At 70.4% G+C, this 26,219-nt stretch carries 21 protein-coding genes; 8 read left to right on the top strand and 13 right to left on the bottom strand.

Going from position 1 to position 26,219, the window contains the following annotated elements; all coding sequences use genetic code 11:
• Positions 1–327: 327 nt before the first annotated feature.
• From ABZ930_RS30385 to thyX, 3 genes are all read right to left on the bottom strand, one after another.
• Positions 328–2,013, bottom strand: coding sequence for a ribonuclease J (locus ABZ930_RS30385; protein ID WP_361554696.1), 1,686 nt, complete (start codon positions 2,011–2,013; stop codon positions 328–330).
• Positions 2,014–2,161: 148 nt separating this feature from the next.
• Complete coding sequence (gene dapA / locus ABZ930_RS30380) at positions 2,162–3,061, bottom strand: 4-hydroxy-tetrahydrodipicolinate synthase (RefSeq protein WP_361554693.1); 900 nt, start codon at positions 3,059–3,061, stop codon at positions 2,162–2,164.
• A gap of 220 nt (positions 3,062–3,281) precedes the next feature.
• Positions 3,282–4,022: an FAD-dependent thymidylate synthase gene (thyX, locus tag ABZ930_RS30375; RefSeq protein WP_361554690.1), complete on the bottom strand. Its 741-nt coding sequence runs from the start codon at positions 4,020–4,022 to the stop codon at positions 3,282–3,284.
• A gap of 212 nt (positions 4,023–4,234) precedes the next feature.
• Between thyX and ABZ930_RS30370 the strand changes: the two genes are divergently transcribed.
• Positions 4,235–4,474 carry a hypothetical protein gene (locus ABZ930_RS30370; protein ID WP_361554687.1) on the top strand — a complete coding sequence of 80 codons (240 nt, stop codon included), beginning with the start codon at positions 4,235–4,237 and terminating at the stop codon, positions 4,472–4,474.
• A gap of 115 nt (positions 4,475–4,589) precedes the next feature.
• Positions 4,590–5,144, top strand: coding sequence for a hypothetical protein (locus ABZ930_RS30365; protein ID WP_361554684.1), 555 nt, complete (start codon positions 4,590–4,592; stop codon positions 5,142–5,144).
• 53 nt (positions 5,145–5,197) lie between these two features.
• Here the strand turns inward: ABZ930_RS30365 and ABZ930_RS30360 are convergent, their stop codons facing one another.
• The 6 genes from ABZ930_RS30360 to eccD all read right to left on the bottom strand — a co-directional run bounded on the left by ABZ930_RS30360 (position 5,198) and on the right by eccD (position 12,292).
• Positions 5,198–5,650 carry a hypothetical protein gene (locus ABZ930_RS30360; RefSeq protein WP_361554681.1) on the bottom strand — a complete coding sequence of 151 codons (453 nt, stop codon included), beginning with the start codon at positions 5,648–5,650 and terminating at the stop codon, positions 5,198–5,200.
• Between the two features lie 9 nt (positions 5,651–5,659).
• Positions 5,660–6,415 (bottom strand): 4-hydroxy-tetrahydrodipicolinate reductase, encoded by a 756-nt coding sequence (gene dapB / locus ABZ930_RS30355; protein WP_361554678.1) that lies wholly within the window; start codon positions 6,413–6,415, stop codon positions 5,660–5,662.
• Between the two features lie 42 nt (positions 6,416–6,457).
• Complete coding sequence (locus ABZ930_RS30350; protein ID WP_361554675.1) at positions 6,458–7,834, bottom strand: pitrilysin family protein; 1,377 nt, start codon at positions 7,832–7,834, stop codon at positions 6,458–6,460.
• On the bottom strand, positions 7,831–10,047 hold the full coding sequence (locus ABZ930_RS30345; protein ID WP_361554672.1) for a polyribonucleotide nucleotidyltransferase: 2,217 nt from the start codon (positions 10,045–10,047) through the stop codon (positions 7,831–7,833). Before ABZ930_RS30345 ends, ABZ930_RS30350 begins: the two co-directional genes overlap by 4 nt.
• A 294-nt stretch (positions 10,048–10,341) precedes the next feature.
• A complete protein-coding gene (gene rpsO, locus ABZ930_RS30340) occupies positions 10,342–10,629 on the bottom strand; it encodes a 30S ribosomal protein S15 (protein WP_111667386.1) in 288 nt (95 codons plus the stop codon).
• Positions 10,630–10,822: 193 nt separating this feature from the next.
• Positions 10,823–12,292 (bottom strand): type VII secretion integral membrane protein EccD, encoded by a 1,470-nt coding sequence (eccD, locus tag ABZ930_RS30335; RefSeq protein WP_361554669.1) that lies wholly within the window; start codon positions 12,290–12,292, stop codon positions 10,823–10,825.
• Positions 12,293–12,635: 343 nt separating this feature from the next.
• Here eccD and eccCa point away from each other — a divergent pair, with 343 nt between their 5' ends.
• The 3 genes from eccCa (at position 12,636) to ABZ930_RS30320 (ending at position 19,693) form a co-directional block, all read left to right on the top strand.
• Positions 12,636–16,574: a type VII secretion protein EccCa gene (gene eccCa, locus ABZ930_RS30330; protein WP_361554666.1), complete on the top strand. Its 3,939-nt coding sequence runs from the start codon at positions 12,636–12,638 to the stop codon at positions 16,572–16,574.
• A 92-nt stretch (positions 16,575–16,666) separates the two neighbouring features.
• The gene (locus ABZ930_RS30325; RefSeq protein WP_361554663.1) at positions 16,667–16,939 is read left to right on the top strand and encodes a hypothetical protein; all 273 of its coding nucleotides are present in this window, start codon (positions 16,667–16,669) and stop codon (positions 16,937–16,939) included.
• Positions 16,940–17,032: 93 nt separating this feature from the next.
• Positions 17,033–19,693: an SUKH-4 family immunity protein gene (locus ABZ930_RS30320; protein ID WP_361554660.1), complete on the top strand. Its 2,661-nt coding sequence runs from the start codon at positions 17,033–17,035 to the stop codon at positions 19,691–19,693.
• A 388-nt stretch (positions 19,694–20,081) separates the two neighbouring features.
• On the opposite strand, the gene ABZ930_RS30315 is transcribed toward ABZ930_RS30320, so the two are convergent.
• On the bottom strand, positions 20,082–20,564 hold the full coding sequence (locus ABZ930_RS30315; protein ID WP_361554657.1) for an SUKH-4 family immunity protein: 483 nt from the start codon (positions 20,562–20,564) through the stop codon (positions 20,082–20,084).
• A complete protein-coding gene (locus ABZ930_RS30310) occupies positions 20,534–20,983 on the bottom strand; it encodes a hypothetical protein (RefSeq protein WP_361554654.1) in 450 nt (149 codons plus the stop codon). Before ABZ930_RS30310 ends, ABZ930_RS30315 begins: the two co-directional genes overlap by 31 nt.
• Before the next feature lie 243 nt (positions 20,984–21,226).
• Between ABZ930_RS30310 and ABZ930_RS30305 the strand changes: the two genes are divergently transcribed.
• From ABZ930_RS30305 to ABZ930_RS30295, 3 genes are read left to right on the top strand one after another with little or no spacing between them, the layout of a single operon-like run.
• On the top strand, positions 21,227–22,846 hold the full coding sequence (locus ABZ930_RS30305; protein WP_361554651.1) for an ATP-binding protein: 1,620 nt from the start codon (positions 21,227–21,229) through the stop codon (positions 22,844–22,846).
• Positions 22,843–23,895 (top strand): SUKH-4 family immunity protein, encoded by a 1,053-nt coding sequence (locus tag ABZ930_RS30300; RefSeq protein ID WP_361554648.1) that lies wholly within the window; start codon positions 22,843–22,845, stop codon positions 23,893–23,895. The genes ABZ930_RS30305 and ABZ930_RS30300 overlap by 4 nt, the downstream gene beginning before the upstream one ends.
• 49 nt (positions 23,896–23,944) lie before the next feature.
• Complete coding sequence (locus tag ABZ930_RS30295) at positions 23,945–24,421, top strand: hypothetical protein (RefSeq protein ID WP_361554645.1); 477 nt, start codon at positions 23,945–23,947, stop codon at positions 24,419–24,421.
• Between the two features lie 24 nt (positions 24,422–24,445).
• Here the strand turns inward: ABZ930_RS30295 and ABZ930_RS30290 are convergent, their stop codons facing one another.
• Complete coding sequence (locus ABZ930_RS30290; protein ID WP_361554642.1) at positions 24,446–24,817, bottom strand: hypothetical protein; 372 nt, start codon at positions 24,815–24,817, stop codon at positions 24,446–24,448.
• Between the two features lie 97 nt (positions 24,818–24,914).
• Positions 24,915–26,219, bottom strand: a complete 1,305-nt coding sequence (locus tag ABZ930_RS30285) for an SUKH-4 family immunity protein (protein WP_361554639.1) — start codon at positions 26,217–26,219, stop codon at positions 24,915–24,917.

Raw genomic sequence — 26,219 nt, 5'->3', positions numbered from 1 at the left:
GGCACGCTGTTGAGTTCTCAAGGAACGGACGCTTCCTTTGTACTCACCCTCTCGGGCTTTCCTCCGGGCGCTTCCCTTCGGTATTTCGTGTTTCCGACTCTATCAGACCGTTTTACCGGCCGATTTCCTCGGGGTCTTGCTTTGCTTTCCGGCCTTTCGGCTTTCCGGCGAGTCCGACTTTATCAGAGATTCTGAGTCGGAATTTCCGTCCCGCTCGGGGAAGTGGTCCGAACGCGTAACTGCGTCGGTTTCCCCTCAGGCGGAGCCGTAAACGTACTGGAGCGGGGCCCCTCGATGCAAATCGAGGGGCCCCGCTCCTCAGGTGCTTCAGACCTCGACGACGACCGGGAGGATCATCGGGCGCCTGCGGTACGTGTCCGAGACCCACTTGCCCAGCGTGCGGCGGATGAGCTGCTGCAGCTGGTGGGGTTCGACGACGCCGTCCTGGGCCGACTTCTCCAGGACCTCCTGGATCCTCGGGACGACTGCGTGGAACGCCGAGTCCTCGATGCCGGATCCGCGGGCCTGGATGTTCGGCCCACTGGTGATCTTGCCGGTGCTGGAGTCCACCACCACGAAGACCGAGATGATGCCCTCGTCCCCGAGGATCTTGCGGTCCTTCAGGGCCGGCTCGCCCACGTCGCCGACGGAGAGACCGTCCACGTAGACGTAGCCCGCCTGGACCTTGCCCACGATCTTGGCCTTGCCGTCGACCAGGTCGACGACGACGCCGTCCTCGGCGATCACGATGCGGTCGTGCGGGACGCCGGTGAGGGCGCCCAGTTCGGCGTTGGCGCGCAGGTGGCGCCATTCGCCGTGGACCGGCATCAGGTTCTTGGGCTTGCAGATGTTGTAGAAGTACAGGAGCTCGCCCGCGGACGCGTGGCCCGAGACGTGCACCTTGGCATTGCCCTTGTGGACGACGTTCGCGCCCCAGCGGGTCAGGCCGTTGATCACGCGGTAGACCGCGTTCTCGTTGCCGGGGATCAGCGACGACGCCAGGATCACCGTGTCGCCGGAGACGATGCGGATCTGGTGGTCGCGGTTGGCCATCCGGGAGAGGGCGGCCATCGGCTCGCCCTGGGAGCCCGTGCAGACCAGGACGACCTCGCTGTCGGGGAGGTCGTCGAGCGTCTTGACGTCCACCACCAGGCCCGCGGGGACCTTCAGGTAGCCGAGGTCCCGCGCGATGCCCATGTTGCGGACCATCGAGCGGCCGACGAAGGCGACCCTGCGGCCGTACTCGTGGGCCGCGTCCAGGATCTGCTGGATGCGGTGGACGTGGCTGGCGAAGGACGCCACGATGATGCGCTTCTGGGCGCCGGCGAAGACACCGCGGATCACGTTCGAGATGTCGCGCTCGGGCGGGACGAAGCCCGGGACCTCGGCGTTCGTCGAGTCGGAGAGAAGAAGGTCCATGCCCTCTTCGCCGAGCCGTGCGAACGTCGGCAGGTCGGTGAGGCGACGGTCCAGCGGGAGCTGGTCCATCTTGAAGTCGCCGGTGTGCACCACCATGCCGGCCGGGGTGCGGATGGCGACGGCCAGCGCGTCCGGGATCGAGTGGTTGACCGCGACGAACTCGCAGTCGAAGGGGCCCAGGCGCTCACGGTCGCCCTCGGCGACCTCGAGCGTGTACGGGCGGATGCGGTGCTCCTGGAGCTTCGCCTCGATCAGGGCGAGGGTCAGCTTCGACCCGATCAGGGGGATGTCCGGCTTCTCGCGCAGGAGATACGGGACACCGCCGATGTGGTCCTCGTGCCCATGCGTCAGGACGATGCCCTCGATGTCGTCGAGGCGGTCCCTGATGGACGAGAAGTCCGGCAGGATCAGGTCGATTCCGGGCTGCTCCTCCTCGGGGAAGAGCACTCCGCAGTCGACGATCAGCAGACGGCCGTCGAATTCGAAGACGGTCATGTTGCGCCCGATCTCACCGAGGCCGCCGAGCGGGGTGACACGCAGGCCGCCCTTCGGGAGCTTCGGCGGGGCGCCGAGTTCAGGATGCGGATGACTCAAAAGACTCTCCTCACCACGCGCGCCACGTGCCTGGAGGCACGTGGCGCGCGTGACGTTCGTGCAGTAGCTGTTGTGGTGGTGCCTGAGATGTAGCTGTTTGTTCTGCTTGTTCTGTTGATTCAGTTGTGGAGCTTTGCCAAGTCTGTGGTTAAAGCTGTACCCCGCCGGCGGCAAGATCGATCTTGAGCTGGGCCGTTTCATCAGGAGTGAGTTCGACCAGGGGCAGCCGCAGGGGTCCACCGGGCAGTCCCTGGAGGGCCAGCGCGGCCTTGGTGGTGATGACGCCCTGCGTGCGGAACATGCCGGTGAAGACCGGGAGCAGCTTCTGGTGGATCTCCGTGGCCTTGTGCACGTCACCCGACATGTAGGAGTCGAGCATGGCGCGCAGTTCCGGTGCCACCACGTGGCCGACGACGGAGACGAAGCCGCAGGCTCCCACCGACAGCAGCGGGAGGTTGAGCATGTCGTCGCCGGAGTACCAGGGCAGGCCCGAGCGGGCGATGGTCCACGAGGCGCGGCCGAGATCGCCCTTGGCGTCCTTGTTCGCGACGATGCGCGGGTGCTCGGCCAGACGGACGATCGTCTCCGTGTTGATGGGCACGCCGCTGCGGCCCGGGATGTCGTACAGCATCACGGGAAGCTCGGTGGCGTCCGCGATCGCCGTGAAGTGGCGGAGCAGACCCTCCTGCGGGGGCTTGTTGTAGTACGGCGTCACCGTGAGGAGGCCGTGGGCGCCGGCCTGCTGGGCCTGGCGGGCGAGCTCGATGCTGTGGCGGGTGTCGTTCGTGCCGACTCCGGCGACGACGTGGGCTCGGTCGCCGACCGCTTCGACGACGGCTCGTACGAGATTCGATTTCTCCGCGTCGCTGGTGGTCGGGGACTCGCCGGTGGTGCCGTTGACGATCAGGCCGTCGTTGCCTGCGTCCACCAGGTGGGCGGCGAGCCGCTGCGCGCCGTCGAGGTCGAGTGCGCCGTCCGCCGTGAAGGGCGTGACCATGGCGGTGAGGACCCTCCCGAAGGGGGTCTGCGGAGTCGAGGTCGGAGCCATGGGTAACACGCTACTCGCTGCTCAGCACCGGGTCCCCCCTCGGGGGATGCGACAAGTCACAACAAAGGAGGAGCCCGGCACTGCCTGCTCGGGGGTTCAAGCAGTGCCGGGTCCGTTTGATCAGGCTAGATGAACTTTATGAAATGCCGCAATACGGACACTTCGGACGGCTGATCCGCACATGTGTGCTCCGGCCACGAGGCCGGGTGCCTGCTCAGGACTACGGCGCCACGCGGCCGTTGGCATTGAAGGCCGCGTACGTGAGGGGCATGAGGGCCGCCCACTCCGCCTCCATCTTCTCGCCGACCATCTCGATCTCCCGCTGTGGGAAGGACGGGACCTTGGCCAGCTCGTGCTGGGTGCGCAGACCGAGGAAGTGCATCAGCGAGCGCGCGTTGCACGTCGCGTACATGGACGAGAACAGGCCGACCGGGAGGACCGCGCGGGCCACCTCACGGGCCACACCCGCCGCCAGCATCTCCTGGTACGCCTCGTACGCCTGGCGGTAGGAGTCCTCCATGCAGCGGGCGGTCAGCTCCTGCTGCGCCTGGGTGCCCTCGACGAACTCGTACTTGCCGGGGCGGCCCTCCTGGACCAGCTTGCGGTCGGCGTCCGGGACGTAGAAGACCGGCTGCAGCTCCCTGTACCGGCCCGATTCCTCGTTGTACGACCAGCCCACGCGGTGCCGCATGAACTCGCGGAAGACGAAGATCGGCGCGCTGATGAGGAACGTCATCGAGTTGTGCTCGAACGGGCTGCCGTGGCGGTCGCGCATCAGGTAGTTGATGAGCCCCTTGGACCGGGCGGGGTCCTTGGACAGCTCATCCAAAGACTGCTCGCCTACGGTGGAGACGCGGGCCGCGAACAGCACGTCCGAGTCGCTCGCGGTGTGCTTCACCAGCTCCACGGTGACGTCGCCTCGGAACGTCGGCTTGAGGTCTTCAGCAGGGGTTTCGGTCACGGCTTGGGGGGTCCTTCCCATCACTACGGTCGGGCGGCGCCCACTCTACGGGCCGCCACTGACAACGCGGCATTCGCCCGGTCTCGCCACGTTCCGCACCGAACGGGAAAAAACTTCAGGGAATTTGGTGAAAGACGGCACCCTTTGGTGCGTTCGCGCGTCTGTGTAGATGAACACACTTAGTTCGAACCTCTTGAGGAGAAGCAGCACCCATGTTCCGTCGGCGCGAACCCGTACCCTTCGCCTTCATCGCCGAAGCCGACAAGTTCCGCAGTAACGTCACGCCGCCTGCGCGCGAGCGTCTCTCCGCAGGTCAGATCGCCGGCCGTTGGCTGGTCGGGCTGACCGTCGTCGCCGGGATCGCCGGCTCCCTGATGTTCGGGATGCCGGCGCTGTCCGCCGACCAGTCCACGCAGCACGTCCAGCAGTCCGAGGCGTCGGACGGGCGTTGAGTCGCGCGGCGCGTCCCTGACTCGTCCGGACCCCCTGAAGTGGAAGGGTCCGTCCGGCCTGGGTAGCCTCACCGGGCACAGCCCAAGACCAGCGTGGATCGAGTGAGGACCCGTCGTGCCCCTGCCCTTCCTGACGGCCGACCGTGCATTCGACGAGGCCGCGGATGTCGCGCTGCCCTTCGACGACCGGGACCAGTGGCGTCGCCCGTACCGCCCGGGTCCGTACCGGGTCGGCGCGGCGGCGCTTCTGCTGCTGCTCGCGTCGTACGTGCTCTTCGCAGCCGTGATCATCGCCGTGGCCGGTGACGTCACCGCCGCGACCGTGTGCGGGGTGCTGGCGGTGCTGATCATCGCGGCCGCCCTGCGACTGCTGCGGATGGGCACCTGGGTGAGCGCGCGCGGACTGCGCCACATCGGTTTCTTCCAGACGCGCACGGCGCCCTGGGACCGGGTCGTGACCGCCCGCACGGTGCAGCAGCCCGTGCGCTGGCTCGGGCTGCCCCGCACCGTTCAGGGACAGGCCCTGGTCCTCGTACGCCGGGACCGTCAGGGTGAGCAGACGACGCTGCTCACCAGTCACGGTGCCGACTTCCTGGGGCGGTCCACGGCGTTCGACCGGGCCGCCGACACCATCGAGGTGTGGGCCGAGGAGTACCGGCCGCAGACCTGATCGACGTACGACGAAGGGGCCCGGCGAGTTCTCGCCGGGCCCCTTCGTGTGTCTCAGGCGCTGAGCGTGCGGCCCTCCTGGAGGGCGATCGCGCGCTGCATGGCTTTGCGGGCGCGAGGGGTGTCGCGGGCGTCGCGGTAGGCGACCGCGAGGCGGAACCAGCAGCGCCAGTCCCCCGGCGTGTCCTCCGTCTCGGCCTTGCGGCGGGCGAAGACCTCGTCGGCCGAGTCGCGGTCGATGCGGCCGTAGCCGTCCCGGCGCAGTTCGTCGACGGGCAGGCCGCCCTCCGCCTCCAGGAGTTCGGCGAGCCGGTTGGCCTTGCGGACGAACTGGGTGTTCGCCCACAGGAACCAGATGCCGATCACCGGCAGGATCAGCACCGCGACACCGAAGGTGATCGTGAGGAGCGTGCCCTGCTGGATCAGCATGATGCCGCGGTCGCCGGCCAGGACGAAGTAGACGACCAGGACCGCCGCCGTGATGGCGTACGTGATTTTCGCGCGCATTGCCGCAGGTCAGCCGTTCAGGTCGAGGAAGTGTTCCAGGCCGAAGGTGAGGCCGGGGGTGGTGACGACCTTGCGGGCGCCCAGGAGGATGCCCGGCATGAAGCTGCTGTGGTGCAGCGAGTCGTGGCGGATCGTGAGGGTCTCGCCCTCGGCGCCCAGCAGGACCTCCTGGTGGGCCAGCAGGCCGCGCAGGCGGACCGAGTGGACGGGGACGCCGTCGACGTCCGCGCCGCGGGCGCCGTCGAGCGCGGTCTGCGTGGCGTCCGGCGCCGGGGCGCTGCCGGCCTTCGCGCGGGCCGCGGCGATCAGCTGGGCCGTGCGCGAGGCCGTGCCCGACGGGGCGTCGACCTTCTTCGGGTGGTGCAGCTCGATGACCTCGACCGACTCGAAGTACGGGGCCGCGACCTCGGCGAACTTCATCGTCAGGACCGCGCCGATGGAGAAGTTCGGGGCGATCAGGACGCCGGTCTCCGGGGAGGCGGCGAGCCATGAGTTCAGCTGCGTGAGGCGGTCCTCGGTCCAGCCCGTCGTGCCGACGACGGCGTGCATGCCGTGGCCGACCGCGAACTCCAGGTTCTCCATCACCGAGTCGGGCGTGGTCAGCTCGACCACGACCTGGGCGCCGGACGCGACGAGCGCGTCCAGCTTGTCGCCGCGGCCCAGGGCCGCGACCAGCTCCATGTCCTCGGCGGCCTCGACGGCACGCACCGCCTCGGAGCCGATGCGGCCCTTGGCTCCGAGGACCGCCACGCGCAGCTTGCTCATGTTCTTCCAGTTCCTTCGATACGGCGTACGAGAGGTACGGGCTTACGCGACGGCTTCGTGGAGGCGTGCCGCCTGCTTGTCCTTGAGCGGGCCTATCACCGACAGCGACGGGCGCTGTCCCAGGATCTCGCGGGCCACCTCACGCACCTCGTCCGGGGTCACCTCGGAGATGCGGGCCAGCATGTCGTCGACCGACATCTGCTCGCCCCAGCACAGCTCGCTCTTGCCGATACGGTTCATCAGCGCGCCGGTGTCCTCCAGACCGAGGACCGTGGAGCCCTTCAGCTGGCCGACGGCGCGGGTGAGCTCGTCGTCGGTGAGACCATGCTGCGCGACCTGGTCCAGCTCGTCGCGGCAGATCTTCAGCACGTCGTGCACCTGGCTGGGGCGGCAGCCCGCGTACACGCCGAACAGGCCGCAGTCGGCGAACGACGAGCTGTACGAGTACACGCTGTAGGCCAGTCCCCGCTTCTCGCGGACCTCCTGGAAGAGGCGCGAGGACATGCCGCCGCCGAGTGCCGTGTTGAGGACGCCCATGGCCCAGCGGCGGTCGTCGGTGCGGGCCAGGCCCGGCATGCCGAGGATGACGTGGGCCTGCTCGGTCTTGCGGCCGAGCAGTTCCACCCGGCCGGCCGTGCGCAGGGTCTTGCGGCCGGTGCGCGGGCCGATCGGCGCGGAGGTGCCGGTGAGCGCGCCCGCCTTCTCGAAGGCGGCGCGGACCTGGCGTACGACCTTGTTGTGGTCGACGTTGCCGGCCGCGGCCACGACCAGGTGGGTCGGGTCGTAGTGCTTGCGGTAGAAGCGGGCGATCTGGCCCCGGCTCAGCGCGTTGATCGTGTCGGGCGTGCCGAGGACCGGGCGGCCGAGCGGTGTGTCGCCGAGCATCGTGTGCGCGAACAGGTCGTGCACGACGTCGCCCGCGTCGTCCTCGGTCATGGCGATCTCTTCGAGGATCACGCCGCGCTCCGCGTCGACGTCCTCCTCCTCGATGAGGGAGCCGGTCAGCATGTCGCAGACGACGTCGATGGCGAGCGGCAGATCGGTGTCGAGCACGCGCGCGTAGTAGCACGTGTACTCCTTCGCCGTGAACGCGTTCATCTCGCCGCCGACCGCGTCGACCGCGGCGGAGATGTCGAGGGCGCTGCGCTTCTTGGTGCCCTTGAAGAGCAGGTGCTCCAGATAGTGCGTCGCGCCGTTCAGCGTCGGTGTCTCGTCGCGCGAGCCGACGTGGGCCCAGATGCCGAAGGTCGCCGAGCGGACGGAGGGCAGGGTCTCGGTGACGATGCGCAGGCCGCCCGGGAGGGTGGTCCTGCGGACCGTACCGATGCCGTTCTCGCCCTTGATCAGGGTTTGGGTACGGGCGACGGCCCGCCCCTCCGAGGAGGTGCGGGCCGTCGTCGTGGTGCTACGGGACGTCACTTGTCGGCGTCGTCCTTCTTGTCTGCGTCGTCCTCGCCCTCGACCACGGGGATCAGGGAGAGCTTGCCGCGGGAGTCGATCTCGGCGATCTCGACCTGGACCTTCTGGCCCACGCCGAGCACGTCCTCGACGTTCTCCACGCGCTTGCCGCCGGCCAGCTTGCGGATCTGCGAGATGTGCAGCAGACCGTCCTTGCCCGGGAGCAGGGACACGAACGCACCGAAGGTCGTCGTCTTCACGACGGTGCCCAGGTAGCGCTCGCCGACCTCCGGCATGGTCGGGTTGGCGATGCCGTTGATCGTGGCGCGGGCGGCCTCGGCGGCCGGGCCGTCGGCGGCACCGATGTAGATGGTGCCGTCGTCCTCGATCGTGATGTCGGCGCCGGTGTCCTCCTGGATCTGGTTGATCATCTTGCCCTTCGGGCCGATGACCTCACCGATCTTGTCCACGGGGATCTTGACCGTGATGATCCGCGGGGCGTTCGGGGACATCTCGTCCGGGACGTCGATCGCTTCCATCATCACGTCGAGGATGTGGAGGCGGGCGTCGCGGGCCTGCTTGAGGGCGGCGGCCAGGACGGAGGCCGGGATGCCGTCGAGCTTCGTGTCCAGCTGGAGGGCCGTGACGAAGTCCTTGGTACCGGCGACCTTGAAGTCCATGTCACCGAACGCGTCCTCGGCACCGAGGATGTCGGTGAGGGCGACGTAGTGCGTCTCGCCCTTGATCTCCTGCGAGATCAGGCCCATGGCGATACCGGCGACAGGGGCCTTCAGCGGCACACCGGCGTTCAGCAGCGACATGGTCGAGGCGCAGACCGAGCCCATCGACGTCGAGCCGTTGGAGCCCAGCGCCTCGGAGACCTGGCGGATCGCGTAGGGGAACTCCTCGCGCGTCGGCAGGACCGGCACGATCGCGCGCTCGGCGAGCGCGCCGTGGCCGATCTCGCGGCGCTTGGGGGAGCCGACGCGGCCCGTCTCACCGACGGAGTACGGCGGGAAGTTGTAGTTGTGCATGTAGCGCTTGCGGGTCACCGGGGAGAGGGTGTCCAGCTGCTGCTCCATGCGCAGCATGTTCAGCGTGGTGACGCCCAGGATCTGGGTCTCGCCGCGCTCGAACAGGGCGGAGCCGTGCACGCGCGGGATGGCCTCGACCTCGGCGGCCAGGGTGCGGATGTCGGTGACACCGCGGCCGTCGATGCGCTTCTTCTCCTTGATGACGCGCTCACGGACCAGGGACTTGGTCAGCGAGCGGTACGCGGCGGAGATCTCCTTCTCGCGGCCCTCGAACTGCGGGAGCAGCTTCTCGGCGGCCAGACCCTTGACGCGGTCCAGCTCGGCCTCGCGGTCCTGCTTGCCCGGGATGGTGAGGGCGGCGGACAGCTCGGACTTGACCGCGGCGGTCAGGGCCTCGAGCACGTCGTCCTGGTAGTCCAGGAAGATCGGGAACTCGGCGGTCGGCTTGGCGGCCTTCGCGGCGAGGTCCGACTGGGCCTTGCAGAGGACCTTGATGAAGGGCTTCGCGGCGTCCAGACCGGCGGCGACGACCTCCTCGGTCGGCGCCTCGGCGCCGCCCTCGACCAGCTTGATGGTCTTGTCGGTGGCCTCGGCCTCGACCATCATGATCGCGACGTCGCCGTCCTCGAGGACGCGACCGGCGACGACCATGTCGAAGACGGCGTCCTCGAGCTCGGTGTGCGTCGGGAACGCGACCCACTGGCCGTTGATCAGCGCGACGCGGACGCCGCCGACCGGGCCGGAGAAGGGCAGACCGGCCAGCTGCGTGGACGCGGACGCGGCGTTGATCGCCACGACGTCGTACAGGTGGTCGGGGTTGAGCGCCATGATCGTGGCGACGACCTGGATCTCGTTGCGCAGGCCCTTCTTGAAGGACGGGCGCAGCGGGCGGTCGATCAGGCGGCAGGTGAGGATCGCGTCCTCGGAGGGGCGGCCCTCGCGGCGGAAGAAGCTGCCGGGGATCTTGCCGGCGGCGTACTGCCGCTCCTCGACGTCCACCGTGAGGGGAAAGAAGTCGAGGTTGTCCTTGGGGTTCTTCGAGGCCGAGGTGGCCGAGAGCACCATGGTGTCGTCGTCGAGGTAGGCGACGGCGGAGCCGGCGGCCTGACGGGCCAGGCGGCCCGTCTCGAAGCGGATGGTGCGGGTGCCGAAGGAGCCGTTGTCAATGACGGCCTCGGCGTAGTGGGTCTCGTTCTCCACTAGCGTTTTCTCCGTTACTTTCGTCTGTTACGTCTTTTGTCCCTCTCTGCCCGTGTGGCAGGGGGACGCTGCGGAGAAGCGCGCCGTGAGTGCGGGCCGGTCTTCGATCGAAGCACCCGGAGATCCTCTTGCGTCTCCGGGGGCCACTACCGAGGACCGGCGGCGGCGGGGGTGCGCTTCTCCTCGTCATCTTCGTGGTGGTACGCCACCAGACTACAAAGCCTGTGCGCCTGTGCGCACGTACAGCAAAGGGAGCGGCCCCCTCAGTCGGGAACCGCTCCCCTTCACAGCGTCTTAGCGGGCGCCGGCCGCACCGCGGCGGATGCCGAGGCGCTCGACCAGGGCACGGAAGCGCTGGATGTCCTTCTTGGCCAGGTACTGCAGAAGGCGGCGACGCTGGCCGACCAGGATCAGCAGACCACGACGGGAGTGGTGGTCGTGCTTGTGGGTCTTGAGGTGCTCGGTCAGGTCCGAGATGCGGCGGGAGAGCATGGCGACCTGGACCTCGGGAGAGCCGGTGTCGCCCTCCTTCTGGCCGAACTCGTCGATGATCTGCTTCTTCGTAGCGTTGTCGAGAGCCACGCTTACTCCTCGTAGATTCTTGAGCGCCTTCGAGTGCCCCTGGTCTGAATCTCAGGGGAGCTTCCGTAACTCGGGAGGCGGGGCTCGCTGGGCGCTGTCCCCAGCTGCTGCCGGGGGCGCGTACACAAACGGCCGTGAGTCAGGATAGCAGTCACTCGACCACTGCCCTGACCACGGCCGCCGGGGTCCGGGGTCAGCTGACCATGCTGCGCACCTGGTTGTACAGCCCGAGCACCGCGAGGCACAGCGGGACGAGGGTCAGCAGGACGAAGCCGTCGAAGATGTCGAGCAGCCGGCCCCAGAACGGGGAGACGCCCTTGCGCGGCACGGTCAGGCCGACCGCCACGAGCAGCGCCGCGCCGCCGCCGATCGCGGCGGTGAACCAGAGGGTGTGGATGTTGAGCGGGCCGCTGTCGCCCTGCACCAGGCTGATCAGCAGGGACTGCGGGACGTGCAGGGACATGCCGAGGATCAGCAGGCCGAGGATCAGCAGGCCGCCGACGACCAGGGAGGCGACCTGCGCGGTGTAGTCGAACAGGCGAGCGCGCAGCATCACGGCGATGCCGCAGGCGAGGGCGAGCAGCTGGGACCAGACCTGGTCGGAGAAGCCGAGCACGACGCCGGCCGTGGCGACGGCGACGGTGGCGCAGCCGATGACGAGGCCGAGCAGCAGTTCGTGGCCGCGGCGGACCTGGGCGCCGATGCGGCCGAAGTCGACGTGCTCCTCCTCGTCGCGGCCGTAGTCGCGGCCCTGGGCGATCTGGTCGGGCGAGCGGTAGCCGATGGGGAGGCGGGCGGAGCGGGCCGACAGGCCGGGCAGCCAGGCGACGGCGATGATCGCGACGACCGCGGTGACGGCGGCCACCTCGCGCGGCTGGGCCTCGGTGACCAGGGCGCCGAAGGTGGCGAGGGCGCCGATGGCCGAGCACAGGGCCGCGGCGACGAACACGGCGTCGCCGTGCGGGAGCAGCACCACGAGCAGTGCGGAGGCGATGAGCACCACGACGCAGCCGGAGAGCAGCTGCAGCCGGCCCGGCCCCTCGGCGCCCTCGGCCGGGAAGATGCCGGATCCGGCGAGGAGCAGGTGCGGCAGGGCGGCGAGGCCCAGTGCGGTGGACGCGGCGCGGTCGTCGTAGACCCGGGCGCGGACCACGGACAGGGCGACGAGGAGGACGCCGACGACGCCGGAGATGATCCCGGGCAGACCGTTCATGTCGCGGTCCATCGGGTTCGAGAACCACAGGGCGAACGCCATCATCGTCAGGAGCAGCACGCCCGCGGCGAGGCCGACGACGCTCATCAGCTCGTCGCTCCAGCGGCGACGGTCCCGGCGGACCGCGGAGGCGACGGCGTCGGAGACGTCGTCGAACACGGCGGCGGGCAGCGATTCGCCGAACGGGCGCAGCAGCAGCACGTCGCCGTCGAGCACCCGCTGGTCGGCGAGCGAGCGGCCGGCGTCCAGGACGGTGCCGTCCCGGCGGACCAGGTGGTAGCCGGTGGGGTCGCCCTCGGCCTGGGTCTGTCCGGAGAGCTGGAGGATCTCGGGATAGATGTCGGCCAGGGCCGTGTCCTCGGGCAGGGCGACGTCGATACGTGCGTCCGGTGCGGCGACGGTGACGCGGCAGAAGCCGGTCCCGCCCCCGGCAAGAGCGGTGGTGCTCACCTCGCGGTTCCCCCTTGTAAAGAAATTGGTGTGGCGTCGCTGTAAAGAATTCGTGTGGCGCCGCGGTGATTTGGTGCAGACGACGTTCGCTCGGCGCCCGTGCGGCGTTCGGATGACGTCACGCGCGGGGCGACAGCGTACCGTCCAGGTCTCATCTCACCCCATGGGCCCCGTCAGTTGACCGGAGTCAGTAGGATCATCCGGCACGCCGGAGCACTCGCTCTCCGGTCTGGGGGTACCGCCGGTAACGGGGGCGGTCCGACATATACCGATGCGCACGACATCTGTGTGCACGGAACCGTAATTGCCGACGAATGCCTACGAAATAAGGACTGGTGCCTCGGTGAGCGTGGTCATCGTCAAGCGCCCGCCTCGGGTATTGCCGCCCGATGTACCGACGAACGAAGTACAGCTGGAGCCGCCGCCCGAGCTGGCCCGGCCCGAAGACCAGAATCTGATGATGAGCCTGCTGCCCATGCTGGGCATGGGTACGTCGTCGGCGTTCTTCTTCACGTCGGGACAGTCGATCATGAAGATCATGGGTGGCGTCATGATCGTCTCCACCCTCGCCATGGCACTGGCCCAGCTGATCAAGGCGCGCCAGGGCGGCGGCGCCGAGATGGCCCAGGAGCGTCAGGACTACCTGAAGTACCTGGCCCAGGTCCGGCGCGAGGTGCGGACGACGGCGCGCAAGCAGCGCGACGGGCAGTTCTTCCTGCACCCGAACCCGGAGCAGCTGTGGGCCCTGGTCGCCGAGGGCCGGCGGGTGTGGGAGCGGCGCGCGAGCGACGGGGACTTCACCCAGGTACGGCTCGGGCTCGGCCCGCAGCAGCTGTCGACGCCGCTGATGGCGCCGGAGACCGCGCCGCTCGACGAGCTGGAGCCGCTCACCGCGCACGCGATGAAGTCGTTCCTCGACACCCACGGCACCCTGGACGCGCTGCCGCTGGCCGTGTCGCTGCGGTCCTTCTACCACGTCAGCATCTCCGGTGACCCGGACACCACCTACGGTGCGGCCCGGGCCCTGATCGCCCAGCTGTGCACCCTGCACTCCCCCGAGGACCTGCGGGTCGCGGTGGTGGCGTCGCCCGGCGCCATGGCCGAGTGGGAGTGGACGAAGTGGCTGCCGCACGTCCAGGACGCCACCGTGGACGGCGCGGGCTCGCGCCGCATGATCGTGGACGACCTCGGCGACGTCGAGGACATGCTCGCCGACGATCTCGAGGGACGCGGCCGCTTCAACCCGAACGGGCCGCCGGTCGCCGACGCCCCGCACCTCGTCGTCGTCATGGACGGCGGCACCATCCCCGACGAGTCGCTCATCGCGGGCGCCGAGGGGCTGCAGGGCGTGACCATCATCGAGGTCGTCCCGGGCGACGTGGACGAGCTGCGCGGCTCGCTGTCCGTGCAGGTCCACCCGGGCAGCCTGCTGCTGGAGTCGCAGGGCGGCACCCAGTACAGCGGCACCTGCGACACCCTGTCGGCCACCGAGGCCGAGGCGCTCGCGCGCCAGCTCGCGCCGCTGCGCGCCGGTTCGGCGGACGGCGACGAGCCGCTCCTCGCCAACCTGGACTTCACCGAGCTGATGGGCATCGGCGACGCCGGTTCCGTGGACGTCTCGCGCACCTGGCGCCCGCGCACCCTGCACGAGCGGCTGCGCGTGCCGCTGGGTGTGGACCGCGACGGCCAGCCCGTGATGCTCGACATCAAGGAGGCCTCGCAGGAGGGCATGGGCCCGCACGGCCTGTGTGTCGGCGCGACCGGTTCCGGCAAGTCCGAGGTGCTGCGCACCCTGGTGCTCGCGCTGACGGTGACGCATTCCTCGGAGACGCTGAACTTCATCCTCGCCGACTTCAAGGGCGGCGCGACCTTCGCCGGCATGTCCGAGCTGCCGCACGTCGCCGCCGTGATCACCAACCTGGCGGACGACCTCACCCTCATCGACCGCATGCGCGACTCGATCACCGGTGAGCTGCAGCGCCGCCAGGAACTGCTCCGCTCGGCGGGCAACTACGCCAACATCACCGACTACGAGAAGGCCCGCGCGGCCGGCGCCCCGCTGGACCCGCTGCCGTCGCTCGTCATGGTGCTCGACGAGTTCTCCGAGCTGCTCACCGCGCGGCCGGACTTCATCGAGATGTTCATCCAGATCGGCCGTATCGGCCGTTCCATGGGTGTGCACATGCTGCTCGCCTCGCAGCGTCTGGAGGAGGGCAAGCTGCGCGGTCTGGACACGTTCCTGTCGTACCGGATCGGTCTGCGCACCTTCTCGGCCGCCGAGTCCCGTACGGCGATCGGCGTCCCGGACGCGTACCACCTGCCGAACGTCCCGGGTTCGGGCATCCTCAAGTACGACACCGAGACGATGATCCAGTTCAAGGCCGCGTACGTCGGTGGCGTCTACCGGCCCGGCGGTACGGGGCCCGGCGGGTCGCGCACCCACCGGCAGCCGGTGCTGTTCACCGCGGCGCCGGTCGAGCAGCAGATCATCCAGGAGCCGGAGCCCGAAGAGGTGCCGGACCAGGTGGACGACGCGCTCGCGGACACCGTCCTCGACGTCATCGTGGCGCGTCTCGTCGGACAGGGCCCGCCGCCGCACCAGGTGTGGCTGCCGCCGCTGGAGGAGTCGCCCTCGGTGGACGCCCTGCTGCCGCCGCTGTCGGCGACGGCCGAGCGCGGTCTGCACGCCGCCGAGTACTCGGCGCAGAGCAAGCTGATCGTGCCGATGGCGCTGGTCGACAAGCCGTTCGAGCAGCGGCGCGACATCCAGTACCTGGACTTCTCCGGCTCGGCCGGTCACGCCCTCGTGGTCGGTGGTCCGCAGTCCGGCAAGTCGACGCTGATCCGTACCGTGATGTCGGCGTTCGCGCTCACCCACACCGCGGCCGAGGTGCAGTTCTACTGCCTCGACTTCGGCGGTGGCGGCATGCTCTCGATGGAGGGTCTGCCGCACGTCGGCGGCGCCGCCTCCCGGCTCGACGCGGAGAAGATCCGCCGTACGGTCGCCGAGGTGCGCGGGATCCTCAACGAGCGCGAGGAGTTCTTCCGCGCCAACAACATCGACTCCATCGGCACGTACCGGGCGCGGCGCGCCGCCGGACAGTACCCGGACCAGCGGTGGGGCGACGTCTTCCTGGTCATCGACGGCTGGGCCGCCTTCAAGACCGACTACGAGCAGCTCGACCCGGTCATCCTGGATCTGGCCGCCCGCGGTCTCGGTTTCGGCATCCACCTGTTCATCGGCGCCGCCCGCTACAGCGAGGTGCGGCCCGCTCTGCGAGACCAGCTCCTGAACCGTGTGGAGCTGAAGCTGGGTGACCCGATGGAGTCGGAGTTCGACCGCAAGAAGATGGAGGCCGTGCCGCTGGGCATGCCCGGCCGCGGTCTGACCCCCGACAAGCTCAGCTCGCTCGCCGGTCTCCCCCGTATCGACGCCTCGTCCGACGCGACGACGCTCGGCCAGGGGATCGAGCAGATGGTGGCCGCGATCTCCGAGCACTGGCAGGGCCCGGCGGCCCCGCCGGTACGGATGCTGCCGACGAAGCTGCACATCAGCGAGATCCCGAAGGGCAGCGACTTCCCCGAGCGGGGTGTCGCGATCGGTGTCGACGAGACGACGCTGTCGCCGGCGTTCATCGACTTCGAGAACGACCCGCTGATGGTGGTCTACGGCGAGTCCGAGTCCGGCAAGTCGGCGTTCCTGCGCATGATCGCCAAGCAGATCTCGGAGCGGTACGCGACCGACAAGGCGCTGCTCGTCGTCGGTGACTACCGGCGCGCGCACCTGGGCGAGATGCCCGACTCGCACCTGTACAAGTACTGCGCGTCGGGCCCGCAGCTCCAGGAGGTCGTCACCAGCCTGGCGGGCTCCATGGGCCGCCGTATGCCGGGTCCGGACGTCACGCCGGAGCAGTTGCGCAACCGGTCGTGGTACGACCTGCCCGACGCGTTCATCATCGTCGACGACTACGACCTGGTGGCCACCAGCTCGGGCAACCCGCTCCAGTCGCTCCTCGAGTACCTGCCGTTCGCCCGTGACCTCGGCCTGCGCATCATCGTGGCGCGGTCGTCCTCGGGTGCGGCGCGGCAGTCCTTCGAGCCGGTCATGCAGCGCATGAAGGAGCTCGGCGCGACCGGTCTCGTGCTGTCCGGCGACCCGGCGGAGGGCCAGATCTTCGGCCCGCTCAAGCCGCAGCGGCTGCCGCAGGGCCGTGGCATGTTCATCACCCGCAAGGGCGGTGCGCAGCTGGTGCAGACGGCCTGGCTGCCGATGCACAACTGACGCACGCGCGGCTCTTGTCCATGGGTACGGTACGGCGCCGGAGGCACTCGCCTCCGGCGCCGTCCGCACAACCAGCCTGAAGGAGACGGAAGTTGACCACCGCACCCCGCACCACCGACGAAGCACTCGCGATCGCCCGGACGACGTTCCAGCCCCTGTGCGCGGACGGCACCCCGGCCACCCTCAACGTCCAGGAGTTCGACCTGGGGTTCCTGATCTACGCGACGTTCCCGCCGACCGAGCCGCCGAGCTACGGCGGCAGCCACCTGGTCATCTCGAAGGCGGACGGATCGACGATGTACGTGCCGAATTTCCCGCCGGACTCGGCGATCGATCTGTACCGGCGGCAGGTCGGGCAGGCCTGAGCACGCGAGTACGCCCGTGAGGCGGTACGCCGACTAGGCTGCGGCCGTACGTGATCACGGGGTCCACGGCGGGCCAGGTATCCAGGGGGAGCCATGATTCAGCCCGGCGGTCCGGCGGCCGGGGCGCCCCACGCCGGGTTCGCTCCGCAGCCGGGGTTCGCCCCGCAGGCGGCTCAGACGGGGTACGCGCCGCATCCGTTCATCGGCGGTCGCGGCGCGGCTCTGCGGACGCTTGCCGCCTGGCGGGCCGTCGCGCCCGGCGCACCGCGCGTCACGCTGCTCACCGGCTCGCCGGGGTGCGGGAGTTCACGGCTGCTCACCGGGTTCCTGATGCTGTGCGCGCCCGACTATCGCGCGCGCATCGATCTCAACGCCCTCGACCCGTGGACCGTGCCGCCGGAGCTGCCCGAGCCCGCGGTGGCGAGCGCCGCCGGGCTCACCCCCGCCCAGCTGCTGTGGGTGTTCGCCGATCACTTCGGCCTCGACGTCGCGCGCACTGCCGAGGTGTACGAGGCTCTGGGCACCGCCGAGCGCGTCATCGTCGTATCCGATGTGGACCGGGCCGGCCCGGTGCGGGCCGGACGCGGACCGCTGTCGACGGCGCGCGAGCTGCTGGTGCCGCTGGCCTCGGTCCCGTCGGTCCGGCTGCTCGCCGAGGTGCCGCGCGAGGTGGCGGCCGAGATCACCGCCGCGCTGCCACTGGGTACGGCCGCGATCGTCGATCTGGACGCGCCCGAGTACGCGGATCCGGCGGGGCTCGTGCTGCAGGCCGAGGCCGCCCTCGATCCTGCCGGCGGCGCACCCCAACTGCCGTACGCCGCGGATCCGGCGAGCCGCCGGGCCCTCGCCCAGGCGCTCGCGGCGGGCGCCGCAGGGGCCGTGGCCAGCAGTCGCCTGACGCTCCAACTCAGCGTTTCCGGACTGCTGTTGGCCCCGCATCCGCCGCTGGACACGCGGTACGTTCCCACCGGGCTCGACGCGGCTCTCGATCTGCACGCCTTCCGTCTGGGCGGCGAACCCGCCACCCTACGCGCGATTCTCACGCCGCTCGCCCTCGCCGAGGGCGACGGACTGCCGCTGCCGCTGTGGGCGCCGCTCGCCTCGGCGCTCGCCGGCCGTGATCTGGCGGCGGACATCGCTCAGGGGAAGGCGCTCGTAGGGCCGTTCGTCACCGCGGTGGACGGCGAGGGGGACGCCCAGTCCATCGCGCTCGCCCACCCGGCGCTCGGCGAGGCGATCCTCGCCCAACTCCCCGATGTGCGGGCCGCGCAGCTCGTCCTCGCGATGGAGCTGCTGGAACTGATCCCCGAACAGGGCTGGTCGCAGGCCGGACCGTACGTGCGCGACGGCGTCGTCGGCCATGTCCTGGGCGCGGGTCAACTGCCGCGGCTGCTCAACGACGCATCCCTGATGGCGCATGCCGACCCGGTGGTGCTGCGGGCCGCGGTGGAGGAGTTCGCGACGGCGGAATCGGCGGGGCAGCTGCCGCCGCCCGCGCGGGCGTATCAGCGGGTCGCGCCGCTCCTCACCCGCTCGCAGGCCGGCCCTGCGGAGCGCGCCGCGATGCTCGCCGCGGCGTTCGAGGAGGACGGGCTCGAGGAGTGTGCGCGGACGTTGCGGGCAGCGGCGGGTGTCCCGTCGGCGCCCTCATCGGCGCCGGTCCCGCCCGCTTCGCCGCCCCGGCCGCCCGGGTCCGGGTCCACGGCCCCGCGTCCGGCGACTCCGACGCCCACCCTCGTGGACGGCCCGCAGCAGCCCCGCCCCGCCACCGGACCGGGCAACACCGCCGTGTTCACGTACGTCGACCCGCGCACCGGCCAGGAGGCGTACGTCACGGCCACCTCGGCGCCCGGGCGGCCGCCGGTCGAGTACCAGGGGATGACGCAGCTCGAACAGCTGGGGGTGCCGACGGGCAACGTCGTCGCGATCCACACCGATCTGGCCCCCGGCTACTTCCCCGGCGGCTATACGGCGAACGTCCTGAACTCCGCCTTCCCCAGGGTCTCCCAGTCGTACGCGCACCCGTACGGCTGGGACCCCGCCTCGCGCACCGAGGGGATCGCCGCGCTGACCTCGCACGCCGAGGAGATGGCGCGGCTCGCCGGTCAGCCGGTTCCGCCACGGCCGTGTCGCGCCCCGCTCCCCCACCCCGTACCGCCCACGCATGTCCTGCCGGACGCGGAGCTCGGCCCGCTGCTCACGCAGGTGTTCGGCGAGAAGGTACGCCGTTTCACTCCGCAGGCCCTGGCCGGCGCGGCCCTCCCCGATTCCGCGCGCACGACCCTGTCCATCGCGGGGATCCCCGCCGACGTCCCGCTGTTCTTCCTCGCGGACACGGACAGCCCCGACGCCCCGCCCGTCATGGGCGGCATGTTCGCCGACGCCCGTACCCATCTGCTGGGAACCGGCGCCCAGTTGGCCCCGGAGGCCGCCGACGTCCTTGCCACACACACCCGGATCGGCACCGACGGCGTGTACGTGATCACCGTGCAGCGGGACAGCGGCCAGGTCTGGGCGGCGATGCCGCTGGACGGCCGCCTGCAGTACGTGAACTCCTCGGTCGCCGCCTTCGCGTACGCGCTCGCCACGCTGTACGCGACGCGCGGCCACATGGTCGACCTGGACCCGTACACGGCGGGCCGCATCGTGGCCGACCTCCAGCAGCGGCTGCTGGCGATCGATCCGAACTGCCTGGCCGAGTCCGGACATTGGTGGTCGCTGGTGATCGAGCAGATGTGGCACGGGTTGTTCTGATGCTCGGCGGGACGGGCATCGCCGCGGTTCATTCGAGCGGGAACGCCGTGTCGTCGTGGAACACCTGCTGCCAGAGCGTCGCGCCCTGCTATGGGGTGAAGGCCGCCGCCCAGTCGGTGATCGCCAGGAAGAGCAGCAGGTGCTCCAGGGAGTCGTTCACCGGGGTCCGCCGCGCCGCCGTCAGCACAGCGATCTCTCTCCCGTGCGGGTGTCGAGGCACAGGGCTTCAGTTCCGCATGCAGCTCGGGGTCGAGGCAGACAGGCTCGTCCTCGTCCATGAGGTGCAACGAGGTAGAACAGGGAGGAGCCCCGCCGGCCCTGCCCGTCACAGATAGTCGAACCCCTCGGATGCCAGCTGGTGACCCCAGTTGATGGTCGCGGCGGCATGTCAGCCACCTGTGCCGAGTTCGTCGAGGAGCACCTCGTAGTCTTCGGACGCATACGCGAGATCGTCGAAGACGCCCTCCCAGAGCGGTGACTCCGCGGCGACCGGGTCCAGCGCGGCGAACCACGACGGGGCTGCCTCGGACAGTGCCTCCATCTCCAGCTCCGAGCTGGTCATGCTGAGGACGAGGTGGGACAGAAGGGCGAGCGCCAGGAGCCGGGGCATGCTCCGCGCCACGGGAAGGAGTTCGCCGCCGCCGTCGACGAAGACCGTGCCGCGCTCCCCGTCCAGGTACAGCGTCCATGAGGCCATCCGGCCGAGCCCTTCGAGCATGCCGGGGTGGTCGGCGGCCGGACGCAGCGGGGTGTCCCTGAGGTCGGGGGTGTACAGGCCGCCGATGACACGGGAGCAGGGCCAGCCGACCTCGCCGAGGAAGCGGCGGGACGGAGCATGCGTCAACCCGGCGGGCAGGGTGGCCGGTTCCATACTGCGGCAGGCCCCGTCACGGAAGGCGTCGGCGCGCTCGAGGCGTTCACGCGTGACGTCCTCAGCACGGCCCGCGCGAGACACCTCCACACCGCCAGGGGGACGGCAGGGCGCTCCAAGGCCCCTGCGGCGGAAGCCAGTTGGGCCACGGTCTTGTGCGCGAGGCCCGGCACGTCCGGCAGGGCCGGAGCAGGCGCTGCGGGTGCGGTGACGATCCGCGTCTTCAGGCCGAACTCCCGCTCCACGGCGAGCGGCACGGACTCGGCGATGCGGCGGGGCTCGGCCGAGGTGATCAGCGGGCCGGCGTACGGCACGTTCTCCAGGTCGACCGTCGTCGTCCCGTCGTCCTTGGCGTCCACGCGTTCCGCGACGACGGACAGAACGTCATCGGCGGTCAGGCCCGAACAGTCGATACGCACGGGGATCTCCCAAGAAGGACGGACGAGCCGGCGCTCGGCGGGAACGGCAGATCGGCCCAGCATCTCCGACAGCCGGGCCGGCCCAGTCTCTCGAACACCAGGTCAATCATCGAACGCTCACCACACGCTGTCAGCATCCGGCACTAGACTCGACAGGGAGTGATCGACGCACAATGAGCGGGTAGGCCCGCACAGTGATGCGGTGCGCTTGCGGCGCGGCAACAACCGGGGGAGACGGGGAACATGAGTCAGCCGAGCAGCCCACAGGGCGCCGGTACGGAGAGCGGGCACCATGACCCGCATCCGTTCATCGGTGGCCGCGCCGCCGCGCTGCGTGATCTGGCCGCATGGCGGGCCGGCGCTCCGGGTGCGCCCCGTGTGACGCTGGTCACCGGCTCACCGGGGTCCGGCCGTTCGCGGCTGCTGACCGGCTTCCTGATGCTCTGTGCCCCCGATTACCGGGACCGCATCGATCTCACGCGTCTCGACCCGGCGACCGTCCCTCCCCCGCTCACCGCGCCCGCCGTGCCCAGCGCCACGGGCCGCACGCCCGCGCAGGTGCTGTGGCTGCTCGCCGATCACTACGGCATCGACGCGGTGCGGGACACCCAGGTGTACGAGGAGCTGGGAGCGGGCGACACCGAGCGCGCCGTCGTCGTCGCCGATGTCGACCAGGCCGGTCCGGTCCGGGCAGGACACGGGCCGGAGCGTATGGCGCGGGAGCTCCTGGTGCCGCTCGGTGCGCTCGGTTCCGTACGGCTGCTGGCCGACGTCTCCCGGGAGACCGCCGCGCTGATCGGCTCGGCGCTGCCGGCCGGAACGGTCCGGGTCATCGATCTGGACACACCCGAGTACGCCGATCCGGACGGACTCCTGCTCCAGACCCAGGCGGCTCTCGACCCGGCGTTCGGGGCGCCCGAGCTGCCGTTCACGACCCATGTCGAGGTACGGGACGCCCTTGCCGGCGCCCTTGCGGCACGGGCCACCGCCGGCGGCGCGGGCGGAAGCCGCCTGATCGTTCAACTGGCCGCACAGGGATGGCTGTTGGCGCCCGAGCCGACACCTTCTCCGCAGCACCACGTACCCTCCACCCTCATCGGCGTCCTCGATCTGCACGCGCGACGGCTCGGCGTCGACCCGGCCGTGCTCCGGGCGGTGCTGGCCCCCCTGGCGCTCGCCGAGGGCGACGGGCTGCCCCTGCACCTGTGGGTCCCGCTCGCTTCCGCTCTCGCCGGACGCGACATGACGGCCGAGATCTCCGACGGGATGCTGCTCGCCGGGCCCTTCATACGGCCCGTCGGGACAGAGAGCACCTCGGAGGCCGATGCCAGCGCGGAATCCGGGACTCTGATCGCTCTGGCCCATCCCGCCCTCGCCGAGGCGATCCGCGCCGAGCTGCCCGACCTGGCGGCCGCGCACCTGAGCCTCGCCACGGAGCTGCTCGGCCGGGTGCCCGACCAGGACTGGTCGCGGGCCGAGCCCTATGTGCGGGACGCCATCGTGGGCCATGCGCTGGGAGCCGGCCAATTGCCGCGGCTGCTCACCGACCCGTCGCTGATGGCCTACGCCGACCCGGTCGTGCTGCGCGCGGCCGTCGAGGAGGTCGCCGCGGACGACGCGGTGGCCGGACAGCTCCCGGCCGCGGCCCACACGTATCTGACGGTGGCGCCGCTGCTCACCCGTACGCTGGCCGGCCCTCCCCTCCGTGCGCGGGTCCTCGCGACCGCGTTCGACGACGACGGTCTGCCCGAGTACGCGCAGGCTCTGCGGAGCCGCCCGGAGTTCGCCGTCCCGGACGGTCGGCTAGCCTCGACACCTCCCCCGACCGTGCCGCACCCTCAGCCGATGGAGACCCAGGCGTGACCACCTCCGACCATGACGAGACCCGGCACGACAGCCAGGCCCCGACGCAGACCCCGGCCCCGGAAGCACGTCCCGCGACCGGCCCGGGGAACACGGCCGTGTTCACGTACGTCGATCCCCGCACCGGGGAGGAGACCTATCTGACCCGGGTCTCCGGCCCCGGCCTGCCCCACGTCGAGTACCAGGGATGGTCGGACCTGAACGGCCTGGGCGTCCCCGCGGGGAACGTGCTGGCGGTCCACACGGACCTCAGCCCCTCCTCCCTCCCCGGCGGTTACACCCTCGACGCGCTCAGCGCCGCTTTCCCCACGGCCTCTCTCTCGTCCAGCCACCCGTACGGCACGGATCCGGCCGAGCGGACGGCGGGGGTCGCCGCGCTCACCGCTCAGGTGGAGTCGATGGCTCAGCTGACGGGGCAGGCGCCGCCGCCCCGTCCGCACCGGCCACCGCTGCCCGACGCGGCGTCGACTCCTCCGGCCTCCCTCTCGGACGGCCTTTCCGGGAATCTGCCCGACAGGATCCCGGTTCTGCGCTACGACAGCGCGCTCGTGGCCGGAGTCCCGCTCCCCGACGCGGCTCGCGCCACACTGACCGGCACCGGGCTCCCTGCGGACATCCGCTTCTTCTTCACCGCCGACCGGCCGGACAGCCCGCCTGCGGGCGGCCTGTTCACCGACGCGGCCACGCACCTGCGTGAGCTGGGGGCCGAGCTGACTCCCGCCGCTGTCGAGGTTCTCTCCGCGCACACCCGGATCGGCACGGACGGGCGGTACGTGATCACGGTGCAGCAGGAGGCGGGCTCCGTATGGGCCGCCAACCCGGCGACGGGCAGCGGCCGTTATGTGAACGCCTCGGCCGCCGCGTTCGCGCACTCCCTCGCCGCACTCTCCGCGACTCGCGACCTGATGCTGGGTATGAATCCGTACGAGGCGGGCGCGGCGGTCGCAGATCTCCAGGACCGTCTGTTCGCCCTCGACGCCACGTGCTTCGACGATCCGGGCAACTGGTGGTCGGTGATCGTGGAGCAGATGTGGCACGGCCTGTTCTGACCCGGTCCTGATCCCGTCCCGACCAGCCCTCCCACCCGAGAGGAACACCATGCCGCGCGAAGGAATACGTACCGATACGCAGTCCCTGTCTCGGGAAGGCACCAACTTCCAGGACCTGGGCAGCCGTTTCGCCGCCGCGGCCGCGGCCCTGCAGAACGGTCTGGCGTCCGTCAACGCCTGCGCGCCCACCAGCGGCGGACCCGCCGCGCCGGAAAAGGGCCAGGTCGATGGATTCGTGCAGGGCCTGACGACCTTCGCCGACAAGGCGGACATGCCGCCGTGGGGCGACGACGAGATCGGCGAGAAGTTCGGCATCGCCTACGAGGGCCTGCAGACCGGCATGTTCGAGTCGATGAACCACCTGGCCCAGGAGCTGACGAACATCGGCGGCGCGCTCACCGCGATGTCCAAGAACCACGACGAGAACGAGTCCTTCAACGAGGAGCTCATCCGTCAGCAGCAGAACGACATCGACTTCGCCGCGGGCAACGGCGGGACCGTGTCCCACATGACCAAGATGACGTAGCCACGGAGCACCCGTCGGGGTGGGTCAGACCGCCTGTCCCACCGCGATGACCAGAGCCGATCCGACCATCAGCCACAGCCCGGTCCGACCGGCTCCGGCCCCACCGCGCAGCGCGAGCCACAGCGCGCCGCAGCCGCCCAGCGCACCCAGAACGTTGGCGCCCAGGGCAACCGCGCCCGCGTCTCCGACGGCCTGTCCGACCAGTGCCGCGAGCGCCGCCGCGAGAAAGACGGCCGCGCACACGATGCCGCGCAGCCGCTCGCGCCGCAGCACCTCGGCGACCCGCGCCCGCTCCTCGGCGAGCGCGCGCTCCTCGGGCGGCAGCTCGGCCTCCCACTGCCGCGAGAAGTCGCCCTCCCACTGGAGGCCGGTGCCGTCTCCACCCGTACGTGTCATGCCCGCGACCCTAACGGACCCGCGCCCCCGGGCCGAACGCGGTCGCGGTCCGGGCGGACGCAGCAGGTGCGGCAGGTGCAGGGGATGGCTCCAGGTGTCACAGGATCTCTTGCAGGCCCTCGGTCCACCAGCTGCACACGGCATGGGGGCTGATGGCCTCCAGCCGGTCCTCGAGTGCGTCGCGCAGGCCGAGAAGTTCGCTCTGTGTGTACGCCATCGGGAAATGTGCCCTGACGACGGCCCAGGTGGTGACGAGACGGACGAAGGCGTCCAGGGTCTCGGCCATCAGATGGGGGGCGTCGTGGTCGACGTTCCACTCCCCCGCGGTCCAGTCGCCGTAGCGGTCCGGCTCGGGCGGTGTGGCGTCGGGCAGATCGGCCTCGGCCCAGTCGCCGTCCCCGGGCAATCGGTAGACCCTGCCGGTGGGGCCGTGCACGGCGATCGGGCCGCCGTTCCAGTCGCCGAGTCCGTACAACGGCAGGTCCCCGATCCGGGGCAGGGGTGTCTCCGGGTCGACGGCCAGGGTGATCTCGGCGGCCGACAGGGACGGCAGCCCGGTCACGGTCAAGGTGTGGCGGGCCGCGGGGTCGCTCAGCTCCGCCGGCAGCAGTGACGCGGGCAGGCGGACGATGGATTCCGTGCCGAACACCGTCTCCGGTGACGCGGCGAAGTCGGCCTGCCCGGGCGCGACGTGGCAGGGCACGACCTCCATCGTCCGGGCCTTGAGCGGAGACGGCATGGCCCAGCCGAGAAGCTCGTCGTCGAGGTCGTCGAGATCGAGATCGTCGAGATCGTCGTCGTCCCAGTCGTCCTCGTCGTCCTCGTCGTCCTCGTCGTCCCCGTGGTTCCCGTCGTCGGGCGTCCGCGATCCCGGGAATTCGTCGGGAAACCGTCCGGGCTCGGTGGCCTCAACGGCGAAGATCCCGCCCGCCGACGCCACCACCACGAGGTCACCGACCCGCAACTGGTCCTGCACCAGCCGCGGCCCGGCCGGAAACGGATCGAACGCGGCCCAGACCCGCAGCCGACCGCCCCCGTCCTGCCACAACGGCTCGCGCCGGCCGAACTCGGGGACGGCTCCCGTCCACGGTCCGGCGAGCACCTCCCCTGTAGCCGCGTCGAACACCCAGAATCGGGGACGGGCTGGGGTGTCGTCCTGGGCGACGACCGCCGTCCGACCGTGCGGGTCCCATCCGTCGGGGGCGAGGGCAAGCCCGTCGACCGGGCCGGGGAACACATTCCGGGGGTCGATGACACCCGACGGACGCCAGCGCGCCCAGCGCACCGTCCACGCACTCTCCGATGCCACCCCGGCCGCCGCGGACGCCGCCGCCTCGCCGCCCTGGCCCCGCGCCGCCAGGGCGAGCCAGGACATCCATTCCTCGTGGTCGTACGTCTCCAT

This window comes from Streptomyces sp. NPDC046716 (assembly GCF_040645755.1).
GTDB lineage: Bacteria > Actinomycetota > Actinomycetes > Streptomycetales > Streptomycetaceae > Streptomyces.
This window is presented reverse-complemented; position numbering and strand designations above follow the sequence as displayed.